The sequence below is a fragment of the Janthinobacterium sp. NKUCC06_STL genome, assembly GCF_019345455.1.
Classification (GTDB): Bacteria; Pseudomonadota; Gammaproteobacteria; order Burkholderiales; family Burkholderiaceae_D; genus Janthinobacterium; species Janthinobacterium rivuli.
In genome coordinates this window covers 171,799-198,152 of record NZ_JAHKQY010000001.1, presented here as the reverse complement: position 1 = coordinate 198,152, position 26,354 = coordinate 171,799, and the positions used below count along the sequence as shown (strand labels likewise).

Below are 26,354 nucleotides of genomic sequence, written 5' to 3'. Positions count from 1 at the left end.
GATGGAGGCCGCGTTGCAGGCAAAGCGGCGCATCCATGGTGCCATGGATTGCTGCGGGGAACCAGTGTCTATGAACGACTATTTAAAAAATAACATGTTTTTCAAATATTGTTTGCTGGAATGGAGGCAGGCCGCAGAATCTGCGGCGTGTTGCGCCCTCAAGGGGCGCCAGGCCCGAGCAATGCACTCACTGTGAGCCGCGTCCTGTCGACATCGCCGCCGTCAGGGTGATAAATCCACAATGTATCGTTGTCGCGGCTGTCGATGAACAGGATGCGCGTGGCTTCCTCGCCGATGGCCAGGCAAGCCGCCAGCTCGGCAGGACTGAATGGTGCCGCCTGCTTCGAAGCCGTTCCCGCCGCTTGCGCCAGGGCCAGCGCAAAGCCTGCCAGCTGCCGGACTGCCAGATACTTGGTTCCATCCACCTCGACGTCCTGACACAGCTGGTCCAGTCTGTACAGCGTGAAGTGATCTTCATCCGTGAAAATCGCCACATCGGAACGCGATTTTCCACTGCGCAGGTGCTCGAGATAGGCCAGGGGCAGGGCCACTTTTTCCCTTGCCAGCAATTTTTCCAGCTGCTTGCCGCTTTTCTTCGCTACCCGCGCGGCCTTCGGCGCGACCGCCTCGCAAGCCTGCGCCGTCCAGGCGACGGGATTGAACTGGAACATCCTTGCACATGCGGGGCAGTGCAGGAACATGAAGGTCATTTTTTTGGCGATGGCCGTTGTTAAAAACGCGCCATCCGCGGCATCCATTGCGCTGGGGGCGAAGCGGCGCCCGCAGTCGCCGTCGTAGGGGCACGTGATTTCAGGCATGGACGTATTTCTCCATCCGCAAAGCGATCTCCTCTTTTTCTTGCGGATAAGATGCCTTGGGGTTTCTTTCCCAGTAGGCAATGCCTTCGTTCAAGGCCCACAAGGCTTGTTCCTGCTTGCCGGCCATCAGATAAAAATCGCAGGCTCTGGCATGCGAGTCATGCGCTTCGACCAGGGCCAGGGCGGCATTTTCCCAGTTGGAATGGTGGTCTAGCCAGGGAAGGGCCAACTCCAGCAGATTGTCCCGCAGGCAGGCCATGACTGTTGCCCGATGGGCCGGATCGACGAGCTGGTGTTCTTTGTCCTGTTTGCCATCGATGACAGGGAATTGCCAGTTTTTGATATTCCAGTCCGCCACCTCGCCAACGATATTGTTGACAGGTTCATAGCCGTAACGCGCCTTGTGCCAGCTTGTACAGGCTCTGGACGAGACCTGATAGTGGCTCCAGAATGCTGCGCAGACATCCTCTTCGTTATGGCGGTTGGCCTGGAAATGGATGGCCTGGACGAATTCGTCCTGTGCTCGCTTGAAGGTCAGCTGGCTAGGCGAGAACTTGAAGCCAGCTGCGCTCAGCGGCTCCAGCAAGTACGCTTCAATATTGGCGATGATCAGCGCTTTTGGTTTCATTCCATTTCCTGGCATGGGGCGGTTGCGCAATGTTGCCATAGATCAGTGCCAGCGCACCTTGCGGCGGGCAATCGTGCGAGCGAAAACCTGCCGCTATTTCTCCTGCGCGCCTCCGGACGCAGAGTGCTAGCCAGGCAGCTTTGCCACCACCTTGATCTCGAACTGGAAACCATACAGCCACGTCACGCCCACAGCCGTGACCGTCGGGTGCGGCGCCTGGCCCCAATACTCTGCCTGCACGATATCCCAGATGCGCTGGAAGTTAGCTTGCGGGTCGACGATAAAAATGGTCACGTCCTGCACGTCGTCGAAAGTGCAGCCGGCGGCTTGCAAGATGGCGTTCAGGTTGTCGAAGGCGCGCCGGACCTGGGCCTCGAGTCCGGGTTCGGGCGAGCCGTCTTCGCGGCTGCCGACCTGGCCGGAGACAAACAGCAGGCCGTTGGCGCGCACGGCGGGCGAATAACGGTTCTGTTCATACAGGGCTTGGCGGCCCGGAGGGAATACGACGTCGCGTTTCATCAGCTTTCCTTTTTGATGCAGCGAAGTTGCTGCCTGGAGAACACTTTATCTGCTGCCGGCCTGCTGATAAAGCGGCCAGAATCGTCTGCACTGTTTGTATAATCCAAACAATCGAATGGCGGAGGTGCGGATGGACAGGTTTGATGCGATGAAGGCGTTCGTGCGGGTGGTCGAGACAGGCAGTTTTACGCGGGCTGCCGCGACCTTGCACATGAGTCGCACCACGGTGACGCAGCTGGTGCAGCAGCTCGAGGCGCGGCTGCGCCTGAAACTGCTGAACCGCACCACGCGCAAGGTCAATGTGACGGCCGATGGCGCCGCCTACTACGAGCGCATCGTGCAGGTGCTCGATACCCTGGAAGAAATTGAAACGAGCTTGCCGCACGCCGCCGCCTTGCCGCAGGGCCAGTTACGGGTGGACGTGCCCAGTCCGCTCGCCGCCTTGCTGCTGGTGCCGGCGCTGCCCGGGTTTCATGCGCTGTATCCCGATATCGTGCTCGACATGGGCGCCAGCGACCGCATGGTCGACGTGATCGCCGACAATGTCGATTGCGTGATACGCGGCGGTGACATCACCGACCAGTCGCTGATGGCGCGCAAGCTCGCCGACTTGCCGCTGGGCGTGTATGCGGCGCCGGCCTACCTGCAACGGGTGGGCACGCCCTTGCATCCGCTGGACTTGCAGGACAGCGCGCACCGCATCGTGCGCTTTCGCTGGGGGCGCAGCGGCAACGGCTTTCCCTACGTGATGCACCGCGAGGGCCAGAGCGTCAAGATCCATGGCCAGTACGTGCTGTCGATCGACGACGGCAACGCCTACCTGGCGGCCGGGGTGGCGGGGATGGGCGTGCTGTGGCTGCCCGATTATATGGCGCGCCCGCACGTGGCCAGGGGCGAGCTGCTGCCGCTGTTCCCGGCATGGACGGTCGATCCCATGCCGCTATATCTCGCCTATCCGCCGAACCGCCATGTCAGCAAGAAACTGCGCGTCTTTATCGACTGGGTGGCCGAACTGATGGCCCGGCATGCCGCCCGCCCTGCCGCCATCACGGCAACTGATTGACCCACACGGGCGCCGACCAGACGATGTTGCCATCGTCCTGCGTCAGGCGTGCGTAATAGAAATGGGGGCCGGGCGCGGGCGTGACGGTGAGCTCGGCCTGGTCCGAGATGGGGGTAACGGAACCGTTGCCGCCCGGTACGCCGTGGAAGATTGCGACATCGGCCGCTTGCCGTCCCGCGCTGTTGCTGAAATGGATGGCCAGGCGCAAGGGGCCGTGGTTGTCGAAGCGCTCGCCCATCAGCTTGCCGTTGGCCGTGAACAGCAGTTGCGCGTGCTTGTCCATGGTGGCGTAGACGCGGCGCGCGTGCAGCGCGTCGAGGAAGCTGTCGCGTGAAACGGGCATGCCGGCGGCCGGGCTGGCCACCAGCACGGCCGTGCGGTTGCCATACGACGCGCCCCAGTTGGCGCAGTGGTTGTCCTGGTTGCTGCTGAAGGCCACGTGGTAGCCGGCCGCCAGGGCACGGTTGCAGGCCGCCTCGTAATTGCTGCGCCGGTTTTCCGTTTCCTCGTCATTCGTGGAAAACGCGGAGGTGTTCATCACTTCGCACAGCACCATGGCCGCGTCGCCGTCCGGCGTGTAGCCGAGCGGCTGGCCGTTGACGAGAAACTGGCCCGCTGGCGCCGGGTGGTTGAACTGGCCGATCCAGCCCCGTTCGCGCATCAAACGGTACAGGCCCGCGTAATCGCCCTTCGGCGTTTCCACGTCGGCCAGCAATTCGCCGCTGGCATTTTTTTCCCAGCCCAGCAATTGCTCGCTATTGAAAATGTTCAGGTGGCCGCCCTTGTTGATGACGCCCCATTCCATGCCGTACAGGGCCAGAAAGCCGGGGTGGGCGGCCGAATACGCGGCCGCTTCGGCCAGGCCCGTCTGGTACAGGGCTGTCGCTTCGGCAGCAGTGGCAGCGGCGTTGGTGCCGTCGGAACCGTCGTACATATGGTTGTGCTCGGATGTCAGCAGGGCGTCGAGTCCGTGTTCTTGCGCATATTTATAGGCATCGATGGGGCCGAAGGGCGCCGTTTGCGGGTCTTGCGCGCCACGGCAGGCGTCGAGCGCCGCGCCGCCGTCGCTGTGGCGCGTCTGGCTATGCAGGTTGGCGTAGACGATGCGGTAGGCGGGCTGGCCTTCCAGGCTGGGCAGTTGTTGCAGGCCGGCCTGGAAGGCGCTCACCCTGGGCGCCGTGCTGGCGCCACGCTTCACCTGGACGGGCCATTGCTGTTCCACCTGCGCCTCCTGCGGCGTGCCGGCATCGGCCACGGCCAGCAGGCGCAGTTCGTACAAGCCGTCCGGCGCCAGCACCCTGCGTTCGCGCGCATCGGCGTCGGCGCGGCCATCCCAGGGCAAGTTCACGCTTTTGCCTTTGGTCCCCACCTGTTCCGTGCCCGACCAGCGCCGCAGCACGGCCCCTTGAGGGCCGGGGCCGAACAGGGTCAGGCTCCAGCGCACGGCATGGGTGCGGCCTGCGTCAGGATAGGCGAGGCGCAGGACAAATGTGCGCGCCTGCGTGACCCGCTCGCCGCGCGCGGCCTGAAAGGGCGCGACGACGGTGGCATCGAGCTCGCTGTGTTCCTTAGTCTCTTGCGCGGCGGCAGTGTTACTCCACGCCATCAGTAACAGTCCGGCGCACGCACATGCCAGCCATGACGGCCAGGGTGGCCAAGGGAGCGATAAACGACGCCGCAGTGTCTTGACCATCGTGGCCTCCCGCTACTGCTTCAGATAGTACTTAGACAAGAGTTGCCACTTGCTGGTTCCCGCATGCACCAGCAAGTGGCGCGTTTGCACCGTGATTGGCCATGATCTGGCGCAAACCTCGTATCGATAAGGGCGTCTGCCCGTGCGGCAAGCTGGCACGGCGCTTGCTACACAAGAGTTACGGATCAACGGCGATCCCCTGAATAAACGCACAACGGTCCAACGACGGACCACATGGACAACGGCGTCCGCCCAGGCTGATTTTTCATCGGCGGGGGCGGGCGCCGTTTTTGTTTGCATTTTTGTTATTTTCGGGATACTTCGGGAACCTATATGGCCAGCCAAAAAGCAACGCGCATCGCGCTCTTCTCCCTCGCCACGCCGCCCATGCGCGCATTCCACCTGACGTGGATGGCATTCTTCGTGTGTTTCTTCGCCTGGTTCGCCTGCGCTCCCCTGATGCCGGTCATCAAGGGCGAGTTCGGCCTTTCCTTGGCGCAAGTGGCGAACATCAATATCGCGGCCGTCGCCATCACCATCCTCGTGCGTCTGATCGTCGGGCCCTTGTGCGACCGCTACGGCCCGCGCAAGACCTACACGGGCTTGCTGCTGCTGGGCGCCATTCCCGTGCTGGGCGTGGCCGCTTCGCAAAGCTATGAAAGCTTTCTGTTCTTCCGCCTGGGCATCGGCGCCGTCGGCGCCAGCTTTGTCATCACGCAATATCACACCTCCGTGATGTTCGCCCCGCGTGTTGTCGGCACGGCCAACGCGGCCGCCGCCGGCTGGGGCAATGCGGGCGGCGGTGCGGCGCAGGCGCTGATGCCGCTGCTGCTCGGTGCCGTAGTCATGCTGGGCGTGTCCGAATCGCTGGGCTGGCGCGTGGCCCTGCTGGTGCCGGGCGTGCTGATGCTGGTGATGGCCGTTCTCTACTGGCGCTATACGCAGGATTGCCCTGAAGGTAATTACTCGGACTTGCGCGCCGCAGGCGTGGCCATCGAAGGTGGCAAGGCCGGACATGCTCCGGCCGGCGGCTGGGACAGTTTCAAGGCGGCCAGTTCCAACTACCGCGTCTGGCTGCTGTTCGTCACCTACGGCGCCTGCTTCGGCATCGAAATCTTCATCCACAACATCGCCGCCGTGTATTACGTCGACCATTTCGGCCTGTCCCTGAAATCGGCCGGCCTGGCCGCCGGCAGCTTCGGCTTGCTGGCCCTGTTTGCCCGTGCCTTGGGCGGCTGGATGTCCGACAAGCTGGCCTTGCGCGGCAACCTGAACAGCCGCGTCACCCTGCTGTTCATGCTGATGATCGGCGAAGGCGTGGGCCTGCTGTGGTTTGCCAAGGTTGACAGCGTCACCTGGGCCGTCATCGCCATGCTGGTCTTCGGCCTGTTCACCCACATGGCGTGCGGCGCGACCTACGCGCTGGTGCCTTTCATCGACAGCAAGGCACTGGGCGGCGTGGCCGGCATCATCGGCGCCGGCGGCAACGTGGGCGCAGTGGCGGCCGGATTCCTGATGAAGGGCACGGGCGACATCCGCCAGACCCTGATCATCCTGAGCGCCTTGGTCGTGATCTCGGCCCTGTGCGCCATCGCCGTGCGCTTTACCCGTGTAGCGGCCGAACCGAACATGGCCGCGGCCTGAGGAGACAAGCATGAACCACCCCTTGAACATCGTCGTCCTTGGCCATGGCATGGTCGGACATAAATTCCTTGAACGGCTGGCGCTGGAAAACAATACGCGCCTGTCCGTGACGGTCTTGTGCGAAGAGCCGCGCCCCGCCTACGACAGGGTGCATTTGTCCGAATTTTTCAGCGGCAAATCGGCCGAGGACCTGTCCCTGGTGGCGCCCGGCTTTTTCGACAAGGGCAACGTTGTCCTGAAACTCAATGCGCGCGCCGTGTCCATCGACCGCGTGGCGAAAACCGTCACCGTCAGCACCGGTGAAGTGCTGGCCTACGACAAACTGGTGTTCGCCACCGGCTCGACGCCGTTCGTGCCGCCGCTGCCCGGCAAGGAGAGGGATGGCTGCTTCGTCTACCGCACCATCGAAGACCTGGAAGCCATGCTGGCCTGGGGTGGAAAGTCCAAAACGGGCGTGGTGATCGGCGGGGGATTGCTGGGCCTTGAATGCGCGAAAGCCTTGCGCGATTTGAAGCTGGACACCCACGTGGTGGAATTCGCGCCGCGCCTGATGGCCGTGCAGGTCGACGAGGGCGGCGCGCGTGTCCTGCGCCGCAAGATCGAAGAGCTGGGCGTGACCGTGCACACGCAAAAAAATACCCTGGCCATCGTCGATGGCGAGGCGGCCACGCACCGCATGCAGTTCGCCGACGGCAGCCACCTGGAAGCGGACATGATCGTCTTCTCGGCAGGCATCCGCCCGCGCGACGAACTGGCGCGCGCCTGCGGCCTGGAGGTGGGACCGCGCGGCGGCATCGCCATTGACGACAGCTGCGTCACCTCCGACCCCGATATCTATGCGATCGGTGAATGCGCGCTGTGGGGCGGCCTGGTCTTCGGCCTGGTGGCGCCCGGCTACGAAATGGCCCGCATCGCGGCGCGCCATGTGCTCCAGGAAGAGGGTGAAGCCACGTTCAAGGGCGCCGACATGAGCACCAAGCTCAAACTGATGGGTGTGGACGTGGCCAGCCTGGGCGACCCGCACGGCAATGCGCCGGGCAGCCGCTCCTACCAGTTCATGGATGAACGCAAGCAGATCTACAAGAAAATCGTCGTCTCCGATTGCGGCAAATACCTGCTCGGCGGCGTGATGGTGGGCGACGCCAGCGAATACGGCACCTTGCTGCAGATGATGCTGAATAAAATCGAGCTGCCCGAGTTCCCCGAATTTCTCATTCTGCCGCAGGCCGATGGCCAGCAAAAGGTGGGCCTGGGCGTGGACGCCTTGCCCGAGTCGGCGCAAATCTGCTCGTGCAACGACGTGTCAAAGGGCGCGCTGTGCGCGGCCGTCGCCGATGGCGCCACGACCATAGCCGCCTTGAAAAGCTGCACGAAAGCGGGCACCGCGTGCGGCGGCTGCGTGCCTTTGGTCACGCAGATCATGAAGGCGGAAATGCAGAAGCAGGGCCTGATGGTGAACAATCACGTGTGCGAGCACTTTGCGTACTCGCGCCAGGAATTGCACCACCTGGTACGCGTCGGCAAAATCCGCAGCTTCGGCGAACTCCTGGGCGCGCATGGCCAGGGCCTTGGTTGCGACGTGTGCAAGCCCGTGGCGGCGAATATCCTCGCTTCGTGCTGGAACGATTTCGTGCTGTCGCCCGTACACGCCAGCCTGCAGGACAGTAACGATTACTTCCTCGGCAATATCCAGAAGGATGGCACGTACTCGGTGGTGCCGCGCATGCCGGGCGGCGAAGTGACGGCCGACGGCTTGATCGCCGTGGGCATGGTGGCGAAAAAATATGGTCTCTATACGAAGATCACGGGCGGCCAGCGGGTCGACCTGTTCGGCGCAAGAGTCGATCAGTTGCCGGCCATATGGGAAGAGCTGATCGCGGCCGGTTTCGAGTCGGGCCACGCTTACGGCAAGTCGCTGCGCACGGTCAAATCGTGCGTCGGCTCCACCTGGTGCCGCTATGGCGTGGCCGACAGCGTGGGTTTTGCCATCCAGCTGGAAAACCGCTACAAGGGCTTGCGCACGCCGCACAAGATCAAGTTCGGCGTCTCCGGCTGCACGCGCGAATGCGCCGAGGCGCAGGGCAAGGACATCGGCCTGATCGCCACGGAAAAGGGCTGGAATTTGTACGTCTGCGGCAATGGCGGCATGAAGCCGCGCCATGCGGAGCTGCTGGCGTCCGATCTTGATGAAGCCACCCTGGTGCGCTATGTCGACCGCTTCCTGATGTTTTACGTGCGCACGGCCGACCGCCTGCAGCGCACCAGCGTGTGGCGCGACAATCTGGAAGGCGGTCTCGATTATCTCAAGCGCGTCATCATCGACGACAGCCTGGGCATGGCGGCGGAACTGGAAGCGGACATGCAGCACGTGGTCGACACCTACGCCTGCGAATGGAAGGAAGCCGTGTCCAACCCCGCCGTGCGCCAGCGCTTCCGCCATTTCGTCAACAGCGAGAAGAACGATGAAAACGTGGTGTTCGTCGAAGAGCGGGGCCAGATCCGGCCCGCTACCGAGATGGAACGCCGCAGCACCGTGATCCCCATCCTTGCCGTGGAGGCGTGAAGCATGAACGCGATGAATGAACTTTCCGGCGCCAGCGCCGACAACTGGGTCTCCATCTGCCCCTTGGCTGACATCGTGCCCGACACGGGTGTGTGTGCGCTGCTGAATGGGCGCCACGTGGCCGTCTTCCGCGTCGGCGATGCCGCGCCGCGCGTGTACGCCATCGACAATGTCGACCCGAACGCGGGTGCTTCCGTGCTGTCGCGCGGCCTGGTCGGCAGCATCGGCGAGCGCGTCGTCGTGGCCTCGCCCATCTACAAGCAGCACTTCGACCTGGCCAGCGGCGAGTGCATCGAAGCGCCTGAACACTCGGTTGCCGCCTGGCCCGCGCGCGTGTTTGCCGACATGGTGTGGGTGGCCATATGAACACCGCCGCGCGGCCGTCTTTAGTCGTGGTTGGCAACGGCATGGCCGGCATGCGCACGGTCGAGGAACTGTTGAAACTCGCGCCGGACCTGTACGACATCACCGTATTCGGCGCCGAACCGCACGGCAATTACAACCGCATCCTGCTCTCCCCGGTGCTGGCCGGCGAAAAGTCGGTGGACGACATCATGCTGCACACGCGCGACTGGTATGCGCACAACGGCATCACCCTGCATGCGGGCGACCCCGTGGTGCGCATCGACCGCCAGGCGCGCACCGTGCAAGCGCTGTCCGGCATTACGGTCGCCTATGACCGCCTGCTGCTGGCCACCGGCTCCACGCCCTTCATCGTGCCCGTGCCGGGCCATGCGCTGCCAGGCGTGATCGGTTTTCGCGATATCAGCGACGTCGATACCATGCTGCAGGCGGCGCGCACGCACCGCCATGCGGTGGTCATCGGCGGCGGCTTGCTGGGACTGGAAGCGGCCAACGGCTTGCAGCGCCAGGGCATGGACGTCACCGTCGTGCACATGAGCGGCGCCCTGATGAACCAGCAGCTGGACGCACCCGCGTCGATGCTGCTAAAAACGGCGCTGGAAGCGCGCGGCCTGCGTTTTTTGATGCACGCGCAAACGGCGGAAATCCTCGGCAGCGACCGCGTGCGGGGCGTGCGTTTTGCCGATGGCACGTCGATCCCCGCCGACCTGGTGGTGATGACGGCCGGCGTGCGCCCCAATATCGCGCTGGCGCAAGCGGCCGGCCTGCACTGCGAACGGGCCATCGTCGTTGACGATTGTCTGCAAAGCTACGACCCGCGCGTGTACGCGGTGGGCGAATGCGTGCAGCACCGGCGCGCCACGTTTGGCCTGGTCGCGCCGATCTGGGAGCAGGCGCGCGTGTGCGGCGCCCACCTGGCCGGCGCGGGCCACCGCCGCTACGTGCAGCAGGCCAGCGCCACCAAATTGAAAGTGACGGGCATCGACCTGTACTCGGCCGGCGACATCATCGGCGGCGAGGGCAGCGAAGACCTGGTGCTGCGCGATCCGCGCCGCGGCGTCTACAAGCGCCTGGTGGTGCAGGGCAGCCGCCTGGCTGGCGCCGTGCTGTATGGCGACGTGCAGGACGGTCCCTGGTATTTCGACCTGATCCAGCAGCGCCGCGACATCAGCAAGCTGCGCGCCCATTTATTGTTTGGCCAGGCGCTGTGCGCCCAGGCCGCCTGACAGGACCTCCCCATGACAAGCTGCACGCCCGTAAAAACCACTTGCCCGTATTGCGGCGTCGGCTGCGGCGTGGAAGCGACACGCCTGCCCGACGGCGCCATCCGCATCGCCGGCGACACCAACCATCCAGCCAACGAGGGCCGCCTGTGCGTGAAAGGCTCGGCCCTCGGCGACACCCTGGACCTCGACAAACGCCTGCTGCAGCCGCAGGTGCGCGTCGATGGCGTCCTGCGGCGCGCTTCCTGGGATGCCGCGCTGGACAAGGTGGCCGGCGGCTTGCGCGCCATCATCGCCGAGCATGGCCCCGACGCCGTCGCCCTGTACGTCTCGGGCCAGCTGCTGACGGAAGACTATTACGTCGCCAATAAATTCATGAAGGGCTATGTGGGTAGCGCGAATATCGACACCAATTCGCGCCTGTGCATGTCGTCGGCCGTGGCGGGCCACAAGCGCGCGTTCGGCGAGGATATCGTGCCGGGCTGCTATGAAGACCTGGAACTGGCCGACATGGTCGTGCTGGTGGGCTCGAACACGGCCTGGTGCCACCCGATCCTGTTCCAGCGCATCACGCGTATCAAGGAAAGCCGGCCGCACATGAAACTGGTGGTGATCGACCCGCGCCGCACGGCCACCTGCGAGCTGGCCGATTTGCACCTGCCCGTGAAACCGGGCACCGACGTGTGGCTGTTCAACGGCTTGCTGTGCTATCTGGCGAAGGAAGGCGTGATCGCCGATGATTTCGTCACGCGTCACAGCTCGGGACTGGACGAAGCGCTGGCCGCCGCCCATGTGGATTGCAGCGATCCCTTGCAGGTGGCGGCCATCTGCAAGGTTGACCCGCAAGCCTTGCTGGCGTTTTACCAGGCATTTGCCGCCACGCGCAAGGTCGTCACGGCCTTTTCGCAGGGCGTGAACCAGTCGTCTTCCGGCACGGACAAGGTCAACAGCATCATCAACTGCCATCTGGCGACGGGGCGCATCGGCCAGCCCGGCATGGGACCGTTTTCCCTCACGGGCCAGCCGAACGCCATGGGCGGGCGCGAAGTGGGCGGCCTGGCCAATATGCTGGCGGCGCACCTGGATCTCGAAAAACCGCTGCACCGCGAGGCCGTGCAAACCTTCTGGGACTCGCCGCGCATCGCCAGCCAGCCCGGCTTGAAGGCGGTCGACCTGTTCCACGCCATCGAGGTGGGTAAAGTCAAAGCCGTGTGGATCATCGCCACCAATCCGCTGGTCAGCATGCCGGACGCCGACCAGGTGCGCCGCGCGCTGGCCAGGTGCGAACTGGTGGTGGTGTCGGACATCAGCGCCGGGTCGGACACGAACGCGCATGCCGACGTGCTGCTGCCAGCCCTGGGCTGGGGTGAAAAGGATGGCACGGTGACCAATTCCGAGCGCCGCATCTCGCGCCAGCGGGCCTTTTTGCCGGCGCCCGGCGAAGCGCGCGCCGACTGGGACGTGCTGTGCGACGTGGCGCGGCGCATGGGGTATGCCGGCTTCGATTTCACGTCGCCGCAAGCCATCTTCGATGAACATGTGCGCCTGTCCGCCTTCCGCAACGGCGGGGACACAAAGCGCCTGTTCAATCTGGGCCACCTGGCCGGCCTGGATGCGGCGCGCTACGATGCCCTGGCGCCGCAGCAGTGGCCGCAGGGCCAGGCGCGCCTGTTCAGCGATGGTCGCTTCGCGCATGCCGATGGGCGCGCGCGTTTCGTGCCGACGGCGCCGCGCGCGCCGCGCAACATGCCCGACGAGGACTATCCGCTCATCCTCAATACGGGCCGGGTGCGCGACCAGTGGCATACTATGACGCGCACGGGCAAGGCGGCGAAACTGTCGGGCCATATCGCCGAAGCATTCATCGACCTCCACCCGCAGGATGCGCTGCTGTACAGCGTGCGCGAAGGCGAGCTGGCGCGCATTTCCAGCGCCTGGGGCGCGATGGTGGCGCGGGTCGTGCATGGCGGCGGCATCGCGCGCGGCCAGGTCTTCGTGCCGATCCACTGGAGCGACGCGAATGCGTCCGACGCGCGCGTTGGCGCCGTCGTCAACCCCGTCGTCGACCCCGTCTCGGGCGAACCGGAATTCAAGCACACGCCCGTGCGCATCGAGCAGTTCCGCGTGCACTGGCATGCGTTTGTGCTCAGCCGCACGCCCTTGAATCTGGACGGCGTGGCGCACTGGACGCGCATCCAGGGCGAGCAGTTCCTGCGCTACGAGCTGGCCGGCCGCCAGCGTATCGGGGATCTGGGCGCCTGGGCACGCGCGCTGCTCGGCGTCACGGACGACAATGCCGACTGGCTCGATTACGCGGACGCCAGCGCCGGCGTGTACCGCGCCGTGCACCTGGACGAGGGGCGCATCGCGCAATGCGTGTATGTCTCGCCGCGTCCCGACCTGCCGTCGCGCAGCTGGCTGGCGGGCCTGTTCGCGCACGCGCAAATGGATACGGCGGACCGCGCCGGCGTGCTGCTGGGCCAGCCCATCGGCAAGGGCATGGACGCCGGTCCCACCGTGTGTTCGTGCTTTGGCGTGGGGCGCAACACCATTTGCGCCGCCATTCAGGCGCAAAAACTGACGACGACGGCGCAGGTGACGGCCTGCGTCAAGGCGGGCGGCAATTGCGGCTCCTGCGTGCCCGAGATACGACAGTTGCTGCTGGAGGCGCGCAGCGCAGCCTGATAATCTGTCCTTTCCTGCGCGGCTTTGTTATATTGCCAGCTCTACAAAAGAGAGGCAGTGTGATGACAGCAGGACAACACCCCACGGTCTGGCTGACGGGCTTGAGCGGCGCCGGCAAGACCAGTATCGCCCTGTCGCTGGCGCAGGCGCTCAAGGCGCAGGGCCGCGCCGTGACGGTGCTCGACGGCGATCAGCTGCGCCATGGCTTGAACCGCGACCTCGGTTTTACGCCCGAAGACCGGCATGAAAACATCCGCCGCACGGCCGAAGTGGCGCGCCTGATGAACGGGGCGGGCTTGATCGTCATCGCCGCCTTCATCTCGCCCAGCCGCGCCGACCGGGCCATGGCCGCCGCCATCATCGGTGCGGCGCATTTCATCGAAGTCCACGTCAGCACGCCGCTGGCCGTGTGCGAGGCGCGCGACGTCAAGGGCCTGTACGCGAAGGCGCGCGCGGGGCGGATCGCCGAATTCACGGGCGTGTCGGCCCCCTATGAAGCGCCGCTGGCGGCTGCGCTGACCCTGGACACTGGCACCCTGGCGCTGGAAGAATCGGTCGAGCGCCTGTGCCGGCATTTGCAGCAGCTGCCGTGACGACCTGGCGCACATGGCTGCGCCGGCACCTGCCCGCCAGTCTGAAGGCGCGCATGAGCGTGGTCGTCTTCCTGCTCGTGCTGGGCGCGGTGGCCTCGCTGGCGCTGGCCACCCTGGCCGTGGCCGAGCGCGGCATGCGTGACGTGACGGGGCGCCAGCAGTACGTATCGCTGTCCAGCGCCGCCGTCTTCATCGATGAAGAACTTGACGCCAAGCGCAATGTGCTGCGCGCGATGGCGGACAGCCTGGCGGCCGGCGGCGCGCACGACGGCGCCAGCCTGCAGCGTTTCCTGGCCGCGCAAACGGTGCTGGGCACGGAGTTTTATTCGGCCGGCGTGGTCGGCCTCGACGGCGTCGTCCTGGCCAGCGTGAGTCCCTTCAAGCCGCAGGCGGGGCTGAACGTGAAGGGCCGTCCTTACTTTGAACAGACGCTGAAGACGCGGCGCTCGGTGATTTCCGCGCCGCTCAACGGCAGCATTTCCGGCATGCCCATCGTGGTGGTGACGCAGCCCGTGTTCGACGCGCAGGGCGCCGTGCGCTATGTGCTGGCGGCCAGCGTCAACCTGCGCCAGCCCGATTTCCTGGGCCGTCTGGGCGCCCTCAAGCCGGGCCCGGGCGGCTACCTGTACATCATGACCAGCACCGGCGTGATCGTCGAGCACCCCGACAAGTCGCGCATCATGCAGCATATCGAAGCGCATGGCCCCGTCAGCGTGCCCACGCGGCGCGCCATGCAGGGCTACGAGGGCTGGCTGACGGGCACCACCACGCAAGGCGTCGACGCGCTGTTTGCCTATCACCGCATCGCCTCGACGGGCTGGATACTGGCGTCCGTGTATCCGATGAGCGACGCGTTCGCGCCGCTGCACGCCATCCGCAGCAAGATCCTGCTGGCCGCCGTGCTGCTGGCGGCGCTGGCGGGCCTGGCCGGCTGGCGCGTGGTGCTGCGCCTGTTGCAGCCTTTGGCGCGCTTGCGCCACCAGGTGCATGAGATTCGCCGTCATCGCCTGGGTATCGATGTGCTGCAAATCGGGCGGCGCGACGAGATCGGCGACTTGAGCCGCGATTTCCATTCGCTGGTGGCCGAGCGTGAAATCGCCGAGGCGCAGACACGCGACAGCGAGCGGCGCTTGAAACTGCTGACGGACCATGTGCCCGTGGTGATCGTCTACATCGACCGCGAGCACCGCTACCAGTTCATCAACGCGACGTTTGAAAAGTGGTTCGGCGTTTCGGCCAAGGAGAGCCTGATGCATTCCATGCGCGAAGTGCTGGGCGAGGAAGCCTACCAGCTGCGCGAGCAACACCTGCTGCGCGCCTTCGCGGGCGAGGAAGTCGACTATGAATTCACGGTCGACAACGAGGCGGGGGAGCGCACTTTCCATACCAGCTACGTGCCCGATGTGGGCGAGAGCGGCGCGGTGGAAGGCGTGTATGGCCTGATCCACGAAATCACCAAGACCAAGGCGGTGCACACGGCGCTGCAGTTTGCCGCCGCCACCGACACCCTGACGGGCATCGCCAACCGGCGCCGCTTCGACGAACAGCTGGCGCAAAGCATGCAGCGCACGCGGGCCGCGCGCGCGCCGATGGCGCTGGCCTATCTCGACATCGACCGCTTCAAGGCCATCAACGACAGCCTGGGACACAAGGCGGGCGACGAGGTGCTGAAGGAGTTCGCCGCGCGCCTGGTGCGCAGCGTGCGCGCCAGCGATCTGGTGGCGCGCCTGGCCGGCGATGAATTCGTGATCATTCTCGAAGGCGTGAACGGCGCGGCCGAAGTGCGCCAGGTCGGCGCCAAGATCATCGACGCCATCCGCCAGCCGTTCGCGCTGGCCAGCGGCCCGTTGGCCGTGACGACCAGCATCGGCATCGCCATCTTCCGCGAAGGCGCGCTGACGCCGGCGCAGCTGCTGGACCTGGCCGACCAGGCTTTGTATGCCGCCAAGGGGCAGGGCCGCGATGGCGTGGCCCTGCTCGAGGCGGCGCCCTAGCTACAGGGTGGCGCTCCAGTGGTCGAGCTGCTGCGTGGTGGCTGTCACGCCGCCGCAGACGATGACGAGTACATTGCGGTAGGGCGCCAGTGCCGGTACTTTGCCGTAGACGGCGGCCAGCGCCGCGCCGCAGGCCGGCTCCACCACCAGGCGCTGGTCGGTAATAAAACGCTGGCAGGCGTCGACGGCGGCCCGGTCCGACACCACCACGCTGTGCAGCAGGCGCGTCTGGCTGATGGCAAACGCCTGCGCGCACACCTGGCGCGCGGCCAGCGAGGTGGCGATGCTCGTCACGGCCGGCAGGGCCACGTGTTCATGCGCGGCCACGGCGGCCGCCAGCGAGGCCGCGCCTTGCGTTTCCACGGCCACGATGGCCACGTCATCCCAGCCGTTGCGCTGCAAGCCTTCGGCCACGCCGGCCAGCAGGCCGCCGCCACCCACCGACAGCACCACGGCGTCCGGCTTCAGGCCCGCGCTGGCCACTTCATCGATCATGCCGGCGTGGCCCTGCCACAGCAGCGGATCGTCGAATGGGTGCAAAAAGGCGTCTTGCGGCGTGAGCATCGATTGCGCCAGCGCGTTCGCTTCCTGCCACGCGGCGCCGTGCACGATCACTTCGGCGCCTTCCTGCGCGATCAGGGCCCTGGCCCGTTCGCTGGTCGTTTCCGGTACGACGACGATGACGGGAATGCCCAGCTGGCGTCCCGCATAGGCGACGGCGATGCCGGCATTGCCGCCGGAAGAGGAGATGAAACGGCTGGCGCCGCGCCGCGCGTATTCTTCGCAGGCGAGGCCGATGCCGCGGATCTTGAAGGAGCCGGGCGGTTGCAAGGCTTCGAGCTTGAGCCAGATGGCGCGTTCGCTGTGCAGGCTCAGGGCGCGCGAGTTGAGCAAGGGAGTTTCGATGTGCAGGGCCATGCGTGTTCCTGGTAAACAGTCAGGCCAGCATCATAGCCGAAGCGCCCGCGCCAGCGTGTCACCCTTGCCAGGATTGCCTTAGTTCAGGGGCGCGCTCTTGAGCTGATGCGTGCGCGCCACTTCCTTCATCGCTTCGAGCAGGTCGTCGCGCAGCTGGCGCGGCAGCTTGCCGAAGAATTCCTCATCGTTCTGGTCTGCCATCCCGGCCAGCACGGGCACCAGCGCCTCGCCTTCCGTGGTCAGCTCGATCGAATGCTGGCGGCGGTCGGCCAGCAGGATCGATTTGCTGACCATGCCCTTGCTTTCCAGACGGTCGATCAGTTTCGAGACGGCGCCCTTGCTCATGCCGGACACTTGCGCCAGTACCGTGGGCGAGGTGCAGCCCAGGCGGAACATTTCGCGCAGCACCACCCATTCGGAGACCGTCACGCCATTGGCTTCGGCTTTTTTCTGGAAGCTGTGGGAAACGTGGTTGGAAACGAAACGCAGCCAGTAACCGAGGTGGGCTTCCAGCTCGCTGACGGGGACGCTGTTGGGATGGGCGGCTTGCGGCATGGCGGCCGTTTCAAAATTATGGCTCATTTCTTTTCCTTCACTGGGCGGCGTTGCCGGCATGGTTAAGGCCTTCACGCTTGCTGTCGAGTGGTTTGTTTGGGAACTATCATCGTGCTTGAGGTAGTTTTAACACTGTTTTCACAGGAAATCACTTACCGGCAAAGAGTTTTTCCTTTTTTCTTGCTCTGGATAGATAAAAAGCAATAACAAGCCAATAATCGTATTGCCGGAGAGGAAGATTAAAAAAATAACTCTTGTTGCATCAATGGTAACAGCATTTTTGCCGAATTGATAAATATTTCATATCATTGCGTGTGCTTGCCCACACACGGCGTATTGCCCGCGCGACAGTGCGAGGTTTTCATGCAGAAACGTGGTCCGCTCAGGCCAGCACCACCTTCACGCCCGCTTCGCGCAATACTTCGGCAAAGCGGGGCGGTGGCGGCGCATCCGTAAACAAGACGTCGATTTGCGACAAGTCGGCCAGCCGCACCAGCGCCTTGCGGCCGAACTTATGCTGGTCGGCCACCAGCCACACTTCGCGCGACTGCTCGATGATGGCTTGCGCCACCTTCACTTCGCGCGCATCGAAGTCGCGCAGGCTGCCGTCTTCGTCGATGCTGGAAATGCCGATGATGCCGATGTCGACCTTGAACTGGCGGATGAAGTCGATCGTCGCTTCGCCGACGATGCCGCGATCGCGCCCGCGCACCACGCCGCCGGCCACGATGACTTCGCAGGCGGCGTTGTCGGCCAGGATGGCGGCCACGTTCAGGTTGTTCGTCACCACGTGCAAGCCCGTGTGCCGGCCCAGCGCGCGCGCCACTTCCTCGGTCGTCGTGCCGATATTGATCAGCAGCGAACAGCCGTGCGGCACTTGCGCGGCGACGGCGGCGGCGATGCGCCGCTTGGCGTCGCTGTTGAACACTTGGCGCTGGCTGTAATCGATGTTTTCCACGGACGAGGGCAAGCCGACGCCGCCGTGGTAGCGGGCCAGCAGGCGCGCTTCCTCCATCTGCTTGACGTCGCGGCGCACGGTTTGCGGCGTCACGTCCAGCTGCTGGGCCAGCTCTTCGACGGACATGGTGACCTTCTGGCGCACCACTTCGAGCAGGCGGCGCTGGCGGGGATTCAGGATCATGGTGCTCTCTTTAAAAATCAAAACGAACAGAAACGAACAAATAGTACTAAAAATATGTTGCTATGAGTTCGTATTCTGGCGTAACCTTATTCATATTGTATTCGTATTAGCTAAGTATTGATCTTAACGACAGTCGCCGGCGATGCCTAGTCTTTCCTCGCCGGCGTGTCCCCGACAGACACGGAGTCCCGATGACCGTAGCACAGCAGGGTGTGGAGACAGCGATGGCATGCGACGTGCTGGTGGTGGGCGGCGGCATCAATGGCGCCGGCATCGCGCGCGACGCGGCGGGCCGCGGCCTGTCCGTGCTGCTGTGCGAAAAGGACGACCTTGCCGCGCACACTTCATCGGCATCGACCAAGCTGATACATGGCGGCCTGCGCTATCTCGAATACTATGAATTCGGCCTCGTGCGCAAGGCGCTGATCGAGCGCGAAGTGCTGCTGCGCTCGGCGCCGCACATCATGTGGCCCTTGCGCTTCGTCATGCCGCACGCCAAGGGCCAGCGCCCGGCCTGGCTGATACGCGCCGGCTTGTTCCTCTACGATATGCTGGCGAAGCGGGAAATCCTGCCGGCCTCCAGCGGCATCGACCTGACCCGCCACGCTGCCGGACAACCGTTAAAACCCGAGTTCAAGCGCGGCTTCGTGTATTCCGACGGCTGGGTTGACGACGCGCGCCTGGTGGTGCTGAACGCCATCGATGCGGCGGACAAGGGCGCGCACGTGCTGACGCGCACGCGCTGCACGATGCTGGCGCGCGAAGGCGAGGGGGAGGGCGCTTCCTGGCTGGCCACCTTGCAGCACGCCAGCGGCAGGCAGACGACCGTGCGGGCGCGCAGCGTCGTCAATGCGGCCGGGCCGTGGACGGCCGAGTTCCTGCAGCAGGCGGCGCCCGGTGGACAGGGACGCCATTTGCGCCTGATCAAGGGTAGCCATATCGTCGTCAAGCGTCTGTTCGAGCATGATCACGCGTATATCTTCCAGCATCCGGACGGGCGCATCGTGTTTGCCATTCCGTATGAGCACGATTTCACCCTGATCGGCACCACCGACCTCGACTACCAAGGCGACCGTGGCAAGGTGGAAATCGATGACGAGGAAATTCGTTACTTGTGCGAGCTTTCCAGTTACTATTTCAGCAAGCCCATCGTGCCGGCCGACGTGGTGTGGACGTATGCGGGCGTGCGTCCGCTGGTGGAAGACGCGGCGGCCGACGCCAAGGCCGTCACGCGCGATTACCGTTTCGAGCTGGACCGGGAAGGTGCGCCGCTGCTGAGTGTTTTCGGCGGCAAGATCACCACGTTTCGCAAGCTGGCCGAGGAAGCGATGGACATGCTGGCGCCCTTGCTGGGCAATACGCTACCGGCCTGGACAGCCAGTGCCTGCCTGCCTGGCGGCGACGTGTACGGCAGCGCACCGCAGAACCGGTCCGTGCGCGAGTTCGGCCAGTTCGTGCAAGGCTTGCAGCGTGAGTATGCGTGGCTGCCGGCGGCGCTGGTGGCGCGCTATGCACGCGCCTACGGCACGCGCATCCACGTGCTGCTCGCCGGGCGGGCGGACGTGGCGGCCATGGGCGAGGAAATCGCCGCCGGCCTGTACGCGGCGGAAGTTGACTATGTGCGGCGCCATGAATGGGCCGTCAGCGCGGCCGACATCCTGTGGCGGCGCTCGAAGCTGGGCCTGCACCTGCCGCGCGAGACGGCGGACAGGCTCGATGCCTGGCTGTTGCAGCATCCGTTGTCATAAGTAGCACACGTTGGCGACCGCACCCCGCAGAGGGTGCGGCGAAAAATAAGAAACCATCACTGGAGGAGAAGCGCGTGCAACTGGTACTGGACAAGATCAGCAGGAAGCAGGGGGCTGACGACTTTTTATATCCGATGTCGCTGGCCCTCGTGCCGGGCGCCATCAACGTCTTGCTGGGCACCACGCGTGCCGGCAAGACGACCCTGATGCGCGTGATGGCGGGCCTGGACAAGCCCAGCGGGGGCACCGTGACGGCCGATGGCGTCGACGTGACGGGCGTGCCCGTCAGCAAACGCAACCTGGCCATGGTGTACCAGCAATTCATCAACTATCCGGCCTTCACCGTCTACGACAATATCGCTTCGCCCTTGCGCCTGCGCAAGGAACCCGAGGAACAGATACGTACCAAGGTGCTGGCGCTGGCCGAGCGCCTGCACATCACGCCGTATCTGCAGCGCACGCCCGGAGAATTGTCCGGCGGACAGCAGCAGCGTACGGCGCTGGGGCGCGCGCTGATCAAGGATGCGTCCTTGCTGCTGCTCGACGAGCCATTGGTGAATCTCGACTACAAACTGCGTGAGGAATTGCGCCGCGAATTGACGGAACTGTTTTCCAGCGGCAGCACGACGGTCGTGTACGCCACCACGGAACCGCTGGAAGCGCTGCAGCTGGGCGGCCACGTGGCCGTGCTGCACGAGGGACGTTTGCTGCAGCAGGGGCCGACCCTGGACGTCTTCAACGCGCCCAATTCCATCGACGTGGCGCGCACCTTCAGCGACCCGCCCATCAACCTGATCCCCGCCCGCGTCGATGCTGCCGGCGTGGCGCAGGCGGCCGATGGCCTGGCCATCCGCCTGAGCGGCGCACAGCGCGCCCGCCTGGGTGGCAGCACGGAGGTGATCCTCGGCGTGCGCGCGCACAGCCTGCATTTGTCACCGCAGTCCGATGGCGACGTGGCCATCGCAGCTACGGTGGACCTGGCCGAAATCAGCGGCTCGGAAACCTATGTGCATGCGCGCCGCGGCGACCTGGCCCTGGTGGCGCAGCTCGGTGGCGTGCACAACCTGGAGATCGGCAGCGCCTGTACCGTGTATTGCCAGCCGCATGCCTTGCTAATCTTCGCGCAAGACGGTGGGCTGCTGTTTGCTCCTGCGCAAGGAGGGGTGTGACATGGCGCGCATCGAACTGGTCGACCTGGCCCACGCCTACAAACCCAATCCTTCCGCACCCGCCGACTATGCGCTGCGGCCCATGAGCATGGAATGGCATGACGGCGGCGCCTACGCCTTGCTGGGGCCGTCCGGCTGCGGCAAGACGACCTTGCTCAACATTATCTCCGGCCTGGTAAAACCGTCGCATGGCAAGGTGCTGTTCGATGGCAGGGACGTGACGCAGCTGCCCACGGAAGCACGCAATATCGCGCAAGTGTTCCAGTTTCCCGTCATTTACGACACCATGACCGTGCACGACAACCTGGCGTTTCCGCTGCGTAATCGCGGCTGGAAAGAGATCGAGGTGAAAAAGCGCGTGCAGCAAGTGGCGCAGATGCTGGAATTGACGGGCGACCTGAAGCTGCGCGCCAGCGGCTTGTCCGTGGACGCCAAGCAAAAGATTTCGCTGGGCCGCGGCCTCGTGCGTCCCGACGTGGCGGCCGTGCTGTTCGACGAACCGCTGACGGTGATCGACCCGCATCTGAAATGGCTGCTGCGCAGAAAGTTGAAGGAAATCCACCACGAACTGAAATTGTCCCTGATCTACGTCACCCACGACCAAGTGGAAGCGTTGACCTTTGCCGACCAGGTGGTCGTCATGACGCAGGGCGAAGTGGTGCAGACGGGCAGCGCGCAAGCGCTGTTCGAGGAACCGGAACACACGTTTGTCGGCTACTTCATTGGCAATCCGGGCATGAACTTGCTCGATTGCACCCTGGACGATGGCGGCGTGCGCGTGGCGGGACAGCTGCTGGCCGTGTCCGCTGCCGCGCGCGCGGCGCTGTCTGGTGCGCAAGGGAAAATTACGGTGGGCGTGCGGCCGGAATTCGTCGAATGCGTGAAAGCGGGCGAGGGTGGCGACCATTGCCTGGACGCCACGGTCACGGCCGTGCGCAACATGGGCACGCATTACCTGGCGGAATTCCAGCTGGGCGGCGCGACGGTGGCGGCCAAGCTGCGCGCCATCGATGCCGTCGCCGGGAATGCTGTGCGGCTGCGCTTTCCGCCGCAACGCACCTTGTTCTATGTCAACGATAAGCGGGTGGCCTGATGATACATAACGGTAAAACCGACAACAACCGCCGCGCCTGGCTATTGATCCTGCCCGTGCTGCTGTGCGTGGCCTTTTCCGCCATCCTGCCCCTGATGACGGTGGTGAACTATTCCGTGCAGGATATCCTGAGCCCCACGCAAAAGGTCTTCGTGGGTACCGAATGGTTCCGCATGGTCATGCTGGACGGCGACTTGCATAGCGCCTTGCTGCGCCAGCTGCTGTTTTCCGGCTCCGTGCTGGCGATCCAGATTCCGCTGGGCATCTTGATTGCCCTGTGCATGCCGGCCGATGGCTGGAAGGCGTCCCTCGCCTTGGTGCTGATCGCGCTGCCCCTTTTGATTCCCTGGAACGTGGTGGGCACCATCTGGCAAATCTTTGGCCGCGGCGATATCGGCCTGATGGGCTACACCTTGAACCAGCTGGGCTTTGACTACAACTACAACGGCAATTCGCTCGACGCCTGGCTGACGGTGATGGTGATGGATATCTGGCACTGGACGCCCCTCGTCGTGCTGCTGTGCTATGCGGGTTTGCGTGCCATTCCCGACGCGTATTACCAGGCGGCCCGCATCGACGGCGCCTCGCGCCTGGCCGTGTTCCGCTACATCCAGCTGCCGAAACTGCGCAATGTGCTGATGATCGCTGTCTTGCTGCGCTTCATGGACAGTTTCATGATCTATACGGAACCGTTCGTGCTGACGGGCGGCGGACCGGGCAATGCCACCACGTTCCTGTCGCAATACCTGACGCAAAAGGCCGTGGGCCAGTTCGACCTGGGGCCGGCGTCCGCGTTTTCCCTGATCTATTTCCTCATCATCCTGCTGTTCTGCTTTGTGCTGTACACGTGGATGCAGCGCGTTGGCACGGGAGACCAGAAATGATGCACAAGAAAATGAGCAGCGCCATCCTCGTCGTCTTCCTGCTCGCGTCATTGTTGCCCATCTACTGGATGCTCAACATGTCGCTCAAGACCAACGAGGAAATCGTCGGGGTCCTGAGCCTGTGGCCGCAGCAACTGACGTTTGCCAATTACCACACGATTTTTACGGACCGCTCCTGGTACAGCGGCTACATCAATTCCATGATTTATGTGGCCTTGAACATGGTGATGTCGGTCACGGTCGCCTTGCCGGCCGCGTATGCTTTCTCGCGCTACAACTTCGTCGGCGACAAGCACTTGTTCTTCTGGCTCTTGACCAACCGCATGACGCCGCCCGCCGTCTTCCTCGTGCCGTTCTTCCAGCTGTATTCCACCGTTGGTCTGATGGATACGCATCTGGCCGTGGCGCTGGCGCACATGGTTTTCAACGTGCCGCTGGCCGTGTGGATACTGGAAGGCTTCATGTCCGGCGTGCCGAAGGAAATCGACGAGACGGCGTATATCGACGGCTACAGTTTCCCGCGTTTCTTCATCCGCATCTTCTTGCCGATGATCAAGTCAGGCGTGGGCGTGACGGCGTTCTTTTGCTTCATGTTCAGCTGGGTCGAATTGCTGCTGGCGCGCACCTTGACTTCCGTCAATGCCAAGCCGATTGCCGCCACCATGACGCGCACGGTGTCGGCGGCCGGCATGGACTGGGGCGTGCTGGCGGCCGCCGGGGTGCTGACCATCGTGCCCGGCGCGCTGGTGATCTGGTTCGTGCGGCATTACATTGCCAAGGGTTTCGCGATGGGGAGGGTGTGACATGGAAAATACCGATAGCACAGCCAGCCTGTTCGGCTGGATGGCTTGGACGCCGGAAGTGGCCATCTTCTTCATTTGCATCGGCTTGATGCTCGCTGGCATGACGGTGTGGCAAATCCGTTCGCCCAGCATCGAGCGCAAGGGTTTCCTGCCCATGCCGACCACGCGCGGCGACCGCCTGTTCATTGGTTTACTGACGGCCGCGTATGTCAACCTGGCGTGGGCGGGGTTTACGGAAATGCAGCAGGCGATAGGTGCCGGCATCAGTTTTGTAGTGTTGTTAGTGGTAATGCGTTGGGGGTGAGAGCATCTGACATAAGCTACTGCGCGGCGCGCTTTGCGGCCGGCGATGCTCACCGTACTAAAGTACGGTTGCGCTTCTCGGCCACAAATCACTGCCGCTCGCTACGCTTCTGTCAGGTGCGTTAAGTTAGTTGGGTGTGTTAAATCGTAGATGAAAAAGCGGCCAGCCTCCGGCAGGCCGGATGACAACTATAAGGGAGATTCACGATGAAATTGAAGTTCACGGTCTTCGCGGCTGCGGCCATGCTCGTGTCGAATGCGGCCCTGGCCGACGCCAAGCAGGCGCAAACCTGGATCGACAAGGAATTCCAGCCATCCAGCCTGAGCAAGCAGCAACAGCTTGCTGAAATGAAATGGTTCATCGATGCGGCGGCCAAGCTGAAAGCCAAGGGCATCAAGGAAATTTCCGTTGTCTCGGAAACCATCGACACCCACGTCTACGAATCGAAGACCCTGGCCAAGGCCTTCGAGGAAATCACGGGCATCAAGGTGCGCCACGACATCATCCAGGAAGGCGACGTGGTGGAAAAGCTGCAGACCTCCATGCAGTCCGGCAAGAGCATCTATGACGGCTGGATTTCCGACTCCGACCTGATCGGCACCCACTACCGCTATGGCGCCGTCGAGCCGCTGTCCGACTACATGGCCGCCAAGGGCAAGGAATTTACGAATCCCGGCCTGGACCTGAAAGATTTCATCGGCATCAGTTTTACCACGGCGCCGGATGGCAAGGTGTATCAGCTGCCCGACCAGCAGTTCGCCAACCTGTACTGGTTCCGCGCCGACTGGTTCGCGCGCAAGGATTTGCAAGCCAAGTTCAAGGCCAAGTATGGCTACGAGCTGGGCGTGCCGCAGAACTGGTCCGCCTATGAAGACATCGCCGATTTCTTCACGAATGACGTGAAGGAACTGGACGGCAAGAAAGTCTATGGCCACATGGATTACGGCAAGAAAGATCCGTCGCTGGGCTGGCGCTTCACGGATGCGTGGCTGTCGATGGCTGGCGCGGCCGACAAGGGTATTCCGAACGGCATGCCTGTCGACGAATGGGGCATCAAGGTGGCGGCCGACAAGTGCACGCCAGTGGGCGCCTCGATGTCGCGTGGCGGCGCCACCAATTCGCCGGCGGCCGTCTTTGCGCTGACGAAATATATCGACTGGATGAAGAAATACGCGCCGCCGCAGGCGAACGGCATGAATTTCTCGGAATCGGGCCCCGTGCCGGCGCAGGGCGAAATCGCCCAGCAAATCTTCTGGTACACGGCGTTTACGGCCGGCATGACGAAACCGGGCTTGCCAGTGGTCAACAAGGATGGCACGCCAAAATGGCGCATGGCGCCGTCGCCGCACGGCCCGTACTGGAAAGAGGGCATGCAGAACGGCTACCAGGACGTCGGTTCCTGGTTCCTGTTCAAGTCCACGCCGGACGACCGCAAGGCCGCCGCTTGGCTGTACGCGCAATTCGTTACGTCGAAAACCGTGTCGCTGAAGAAATCGATCGTCGGCCTGACCTTCATCCGCGATTCCGACATCCGCCACGATTATTTTACGAAACACGCGAACGAATACGGCGGCTTGATCGAGTTCTACCGCAGCCCCGCCCGCGTGGCGTGGACGCCGACCGGCAACAACGTGCCCGACTATCCGAAGCTGGCGCAGTTGTGGTGGAAGAACGTGGCCACGGCCATCACGGCGGAAAAAACGCCGCAAGCCGCCATGGATAACCTGGCCGAGGAAATGGACCAGGTCATGGCTCGCTTGCAGCGGGCCGGCATGAAGGCCTGCGCACCCAAGCTCAATCCGAAGGTCGATCCGAACCAGTATCTGTCGGACCAGCACGCTCCATGGAAAAAGCTGGCGAATGAAAAACCGAAGGGTGAAACGATTGCCTACGACAAGTTGCTGCAAGCCTGGAAAGAAGGCAAGGTAAGGTAAACTGCCGCCGCAGTTCTGA

General features: G+C 63.8%; 22 protein-coding genes. 15 read left to right on the top strand and 7 right to left on the bottom strand.

The window, feature by feature from the left end; translation table 11 throughout:
- Positions 1-158: 158 nt before the first annotated feature.
- The 3 genes from KO539_RS00935 to KO539_RS00925 all read right to left on the bottom strand — a co-directional run bounded on the left by KO539_RS00935 (position 159) and on the right by KO539_RS00925 (position 1,968).
- A complete protein-coding gene (locus tag KO539_RS00935; RefSeq protein ID WP_219306944.1) occupies positions 159-818 on the bottom strand; it encodes a hypothetical protein in 660 nt (219 codons plus the stop codon).
- Positions 811-1,446 (bottom strand): DUF4304 domain-containing protein, encoded by a 636-nt coding sequence (locus tag KO539_RS00930; protein WP_219306943.1) that lies wholly within the window; start codon positions 1,444-1,446, stop codon positions 811-813. The genes KO539_RS00935 and KO539_RS00930 overlap by 8 nt, the downstream gene beginning before the upstream one ends.
- A gap of 126 nt (positions 1,447-1,572) precedes the next feature.
- A complete protein-coding gene (locus KO539_RS00925; RefSeq protein WP_099400537.1) occupies positions 1,573-1,968 on the bottom strand; it encodes a RidA family protein in 396 nt (131 codons plus the stop codon).
- Positions 1,969-2,095: 127 nt separating this feature from the next.
- On the opposite strand from KO539_RS00925, the gene KO539_RS00920 reads away from it, so the two are divergent.
- Positions 2,096-3,028, top strand: coding sequence for a LysR family transcriptional regulator (locus KO539_RS00920; protein ID WP_219306942.1), 933 nt, complete (start codon positions 2,096-2,098; stop codon positions 3,026-3,028).
- Here KO539_RS00920 and KO539_RS00915 read toward each other — a convergent pair.
- On the bottom strand, positions 3,012-4,634 hold the full coding sequence (locus KO539_RS00915) for a CehA/McbA family metallohydrolase (protein ID WP_257626069.1): 1,623 nt from the start codon (positions 4,632-4,634) through the stop codon (positions 3,012-3,014). The two genes, KO539_RS00920 and KO539_RS00915, sit on opposite strands and share 17 nt — an antisense overlap.
- 420 nt (positions 4,635-5,054) lie before the next feature.
- On the opposite strand from KO539_RS00915, the gene KO539_RS00910 reads away from it, so the two are divergent.
- The 7 genes from KO539_RS00910 (at position 5,055) to KO539_RS00880 (ending at position 15,786) form a co-directional block, all read left to right on the top strand.
- The gene (locus KO539_RS00910; protein WP_219306940.1) at positions 5,055-6,365 is read left to right on the top strand and encodes an MFS transporter; all 1,311 of its coding nucleotides are present in this window, start codon (positions 5,055-5,057) and stop codon (positions 6,363-6,365) included.
- Positions 6,366-6,375: 10 nt separating this feature from the next.
- Positions 6,376-8,928, top strand: a complete 2,553-nt coding sequence (gene nirB, locus KO539_RS00905) for a nitrite reductase large subunit NirB (RefSeq protein WP_219306939.1) — start codon at positions 6,376-6,378, stop codon at positions 8,926-8,928.
- A gap of 12 nt (positions 8,929-8,940) precedes the next feature.
- Complete coding sequence (nirD, locus tag KO539_RS00900) at positions 8,941-9,294, top strand: nitrite reductase small subunit NirD (RefSeq protein WP_219308525.1); 354 nt, start codon at positions 8,941-8,943, stop codon at positions 9,292-9,294.
- Positions 9,291-10,517: an NAD(P)/FAD-dependent oxidoreductase gene (locus tag KO539_RS00895; protein ID WP_219306938.1), complete on the top strand. Its 1,227-nt coding sequence runs from the start codon at positions 9,291-9,293 to the stop codon at positions 10,515-10,517. Before nirD ends, KO539_RS00895 begins: the two co-directional genes overlap by 4 nt.
- A 12-nt stretch (positions 10,518-10,529) precedes the next feature.
- Positions 10,530-13,199, top strand: a complete 2,670-nt coding sequence (locus tag KO539_RS00890) for a nitrate reductase (protein ID WP_219306937.1) — start codon at positions 10,530-10,532, stop codon at positions 13,197-13,199.
- A gap of 62 nt (positions 13,200-13,261) precedes the next feature.
- Complete coding sequence (gene cysC, locus KO539_RS00885; RefSeq protein ID WP_219306936.1) at positions 13,262-13,792, top strand: adenylyl-sulfate kinase; 531 nt, start codon at positions 13,262-13,264, stop codon at positions 13,790-13,792.
- Positions 13,789-15,786, top strand: a complete 1,998-nt coding sequence (locus tag KO539_RS00880; protein WP_219306935.1) for a diguanylate cyclase domain-containing protein — start codon at positions 13,789-13,791, stop codon at positions 15,784-15,786. Before cysC ends, KO539_RS00880 begins: the two co-directional genes overlap by 4 nt.
- Here the strand turns inward: KO539_RS00880 and KO539_RS00875 are convergent, their stop codons facing one another.
- The 3 genes from KO539_RS00875 to KO539_RS00865 all read right to left on the bottom strand — a co-directional run bounded on the left by KO539_RS00875 (position 15,787) and on the right by KO539_RS00865 (position 18,400).
- The gene (locus tag KO539_RS00875; RefSeq protein ID WP_219306934.1) at positions 15,787-16,704 is read right to left on the bottom strand and encodes a pyridoxal-phosphate dependent enzyme; all 918 of its coding nucleotides are present in this window, start codon (positions 16,702-16,704) and stop codon (positions 15,787-15,789) included.
- A gap of 78 nt (positions 16,705-16,782) precedes the next feature.
- The gene (locus KO539_RS00870) at positions 16,783-17,286 is read right to left on the bottom strand and encodes a MarR family winged helix-turn-helix transcriptional regulator (RefSeq protein ID WP_051958782.1); all 504 of its coding nucleotides are present in this window, start codon (positions 17,284-17,286) and stop codon (positions 16,783-16,785) included.
- A gap of 355 nt (positions 17,287-17,641) precedes the next feature.
- Entirely contained in the window at positions 17,642-18,400 is a 759-nt protein-coding gene (locus KO539_RS00865) for a DeoR/GlpR family DNA-binding transcription regulator (protein WP_219306933.1), read from the bottom strand.
- 191 nt (positions 18,401-18,591) lie between these two features.
- Here KO539_RS00865 and glpD point away from each other — a divergent pair, with 191 nt between their 5' ends.
- The 7 genes from glpD to KO539_RS00830 all read left to right on the top strand — a co-directional run bounded on the left by glpD (position 18,592) and on the right by KO539_RS00830 (position 26,335).
- Positions 18,592-20,148 (top strand): glycerol-3-phosphate dehydrogenase, encoded by a 1,557-nt coding sequence (gene glpD / locus KO539_RS00860; RefSeq protein ID WP_257626067.1) that lies wholly within the window; start codon positions 18,592-18,594, stop codon positions 20,146-20,148.
- 74 nt (positions 20,149-20,222) lie between these two features.
- A complete protein-coding gene (locus KO539_RS00855) occupies positions 20,223-21,317 on the top strand; it encodes an ABC transporter ATP-binding protein (protein ID WP_219306932.1) in 1,095 nt (364 codons plus the stop codon).
- A gap of 1 nt (position 21,318) precedes the next feature.
- Complete coding sequence (locus KO539_RS00850; RefSeq protein ID WP_219306931.1) at positions 21,319-22,410, top strand: ABC transporter ATP-binding protein; 1,092 nt, start codon at positions 21,319-21,321, stop codon at positions 22,408-22,410.
- On the top strand, positions 22,410-23,294 hold the full coding sequence (locus KO539_RS00845; RefSeq protein ID WP_034754965.1) for a carbohydrate ABC transporter permease: 885 nt from the start codon (positions 22,410-22,412) through the stop codon (positions 23,292-23,294). The genes KO539_RS00850 and KO539_RS00845 overlap by 1 nt, the downstream gene beginning before the upstream one ends.
- A complete protein-coding gene (locus KO539_RS00840) occupies positions 23,291-24,097 on the top strand; it encodes a carbohydrate ABC transporter permease (protein WP_099400550.1) in 807 nt (268 codons plus the stop codon). The genes KO539_RS00845 and KO539_RS00840 overlap by 4 nt, the downstream gene beginning before the upstream one ends.
- Before the next feature lies 1 nt (position 24,098).
- The gene (locus KO539_RS00835; protein WP_369811512.1) at positions 24,099-24,401 is read left to right on the top strand and encodes a DUF2160 domain-containing protein; all 303 of its coding nucleotides are present in this window, start codon (positions 24,099-24,101) and stop codon (positions 24,399-24,401) included.
- 206 nt (positions 24,402-24,607) lie between these two features.
- Positions 24,608-26,335, top strand: coding sequence for an ABC transporter substrate-binding protein (locus KO539_RS00830; RefSeq protein WP_034779106.1), 1,728 nt, complete (start codon positions 24,608-24,610; stop codon positions 26,333-26,335).
- Positions 26,336-26,354 lie beyond the last annotated feature (19 nt).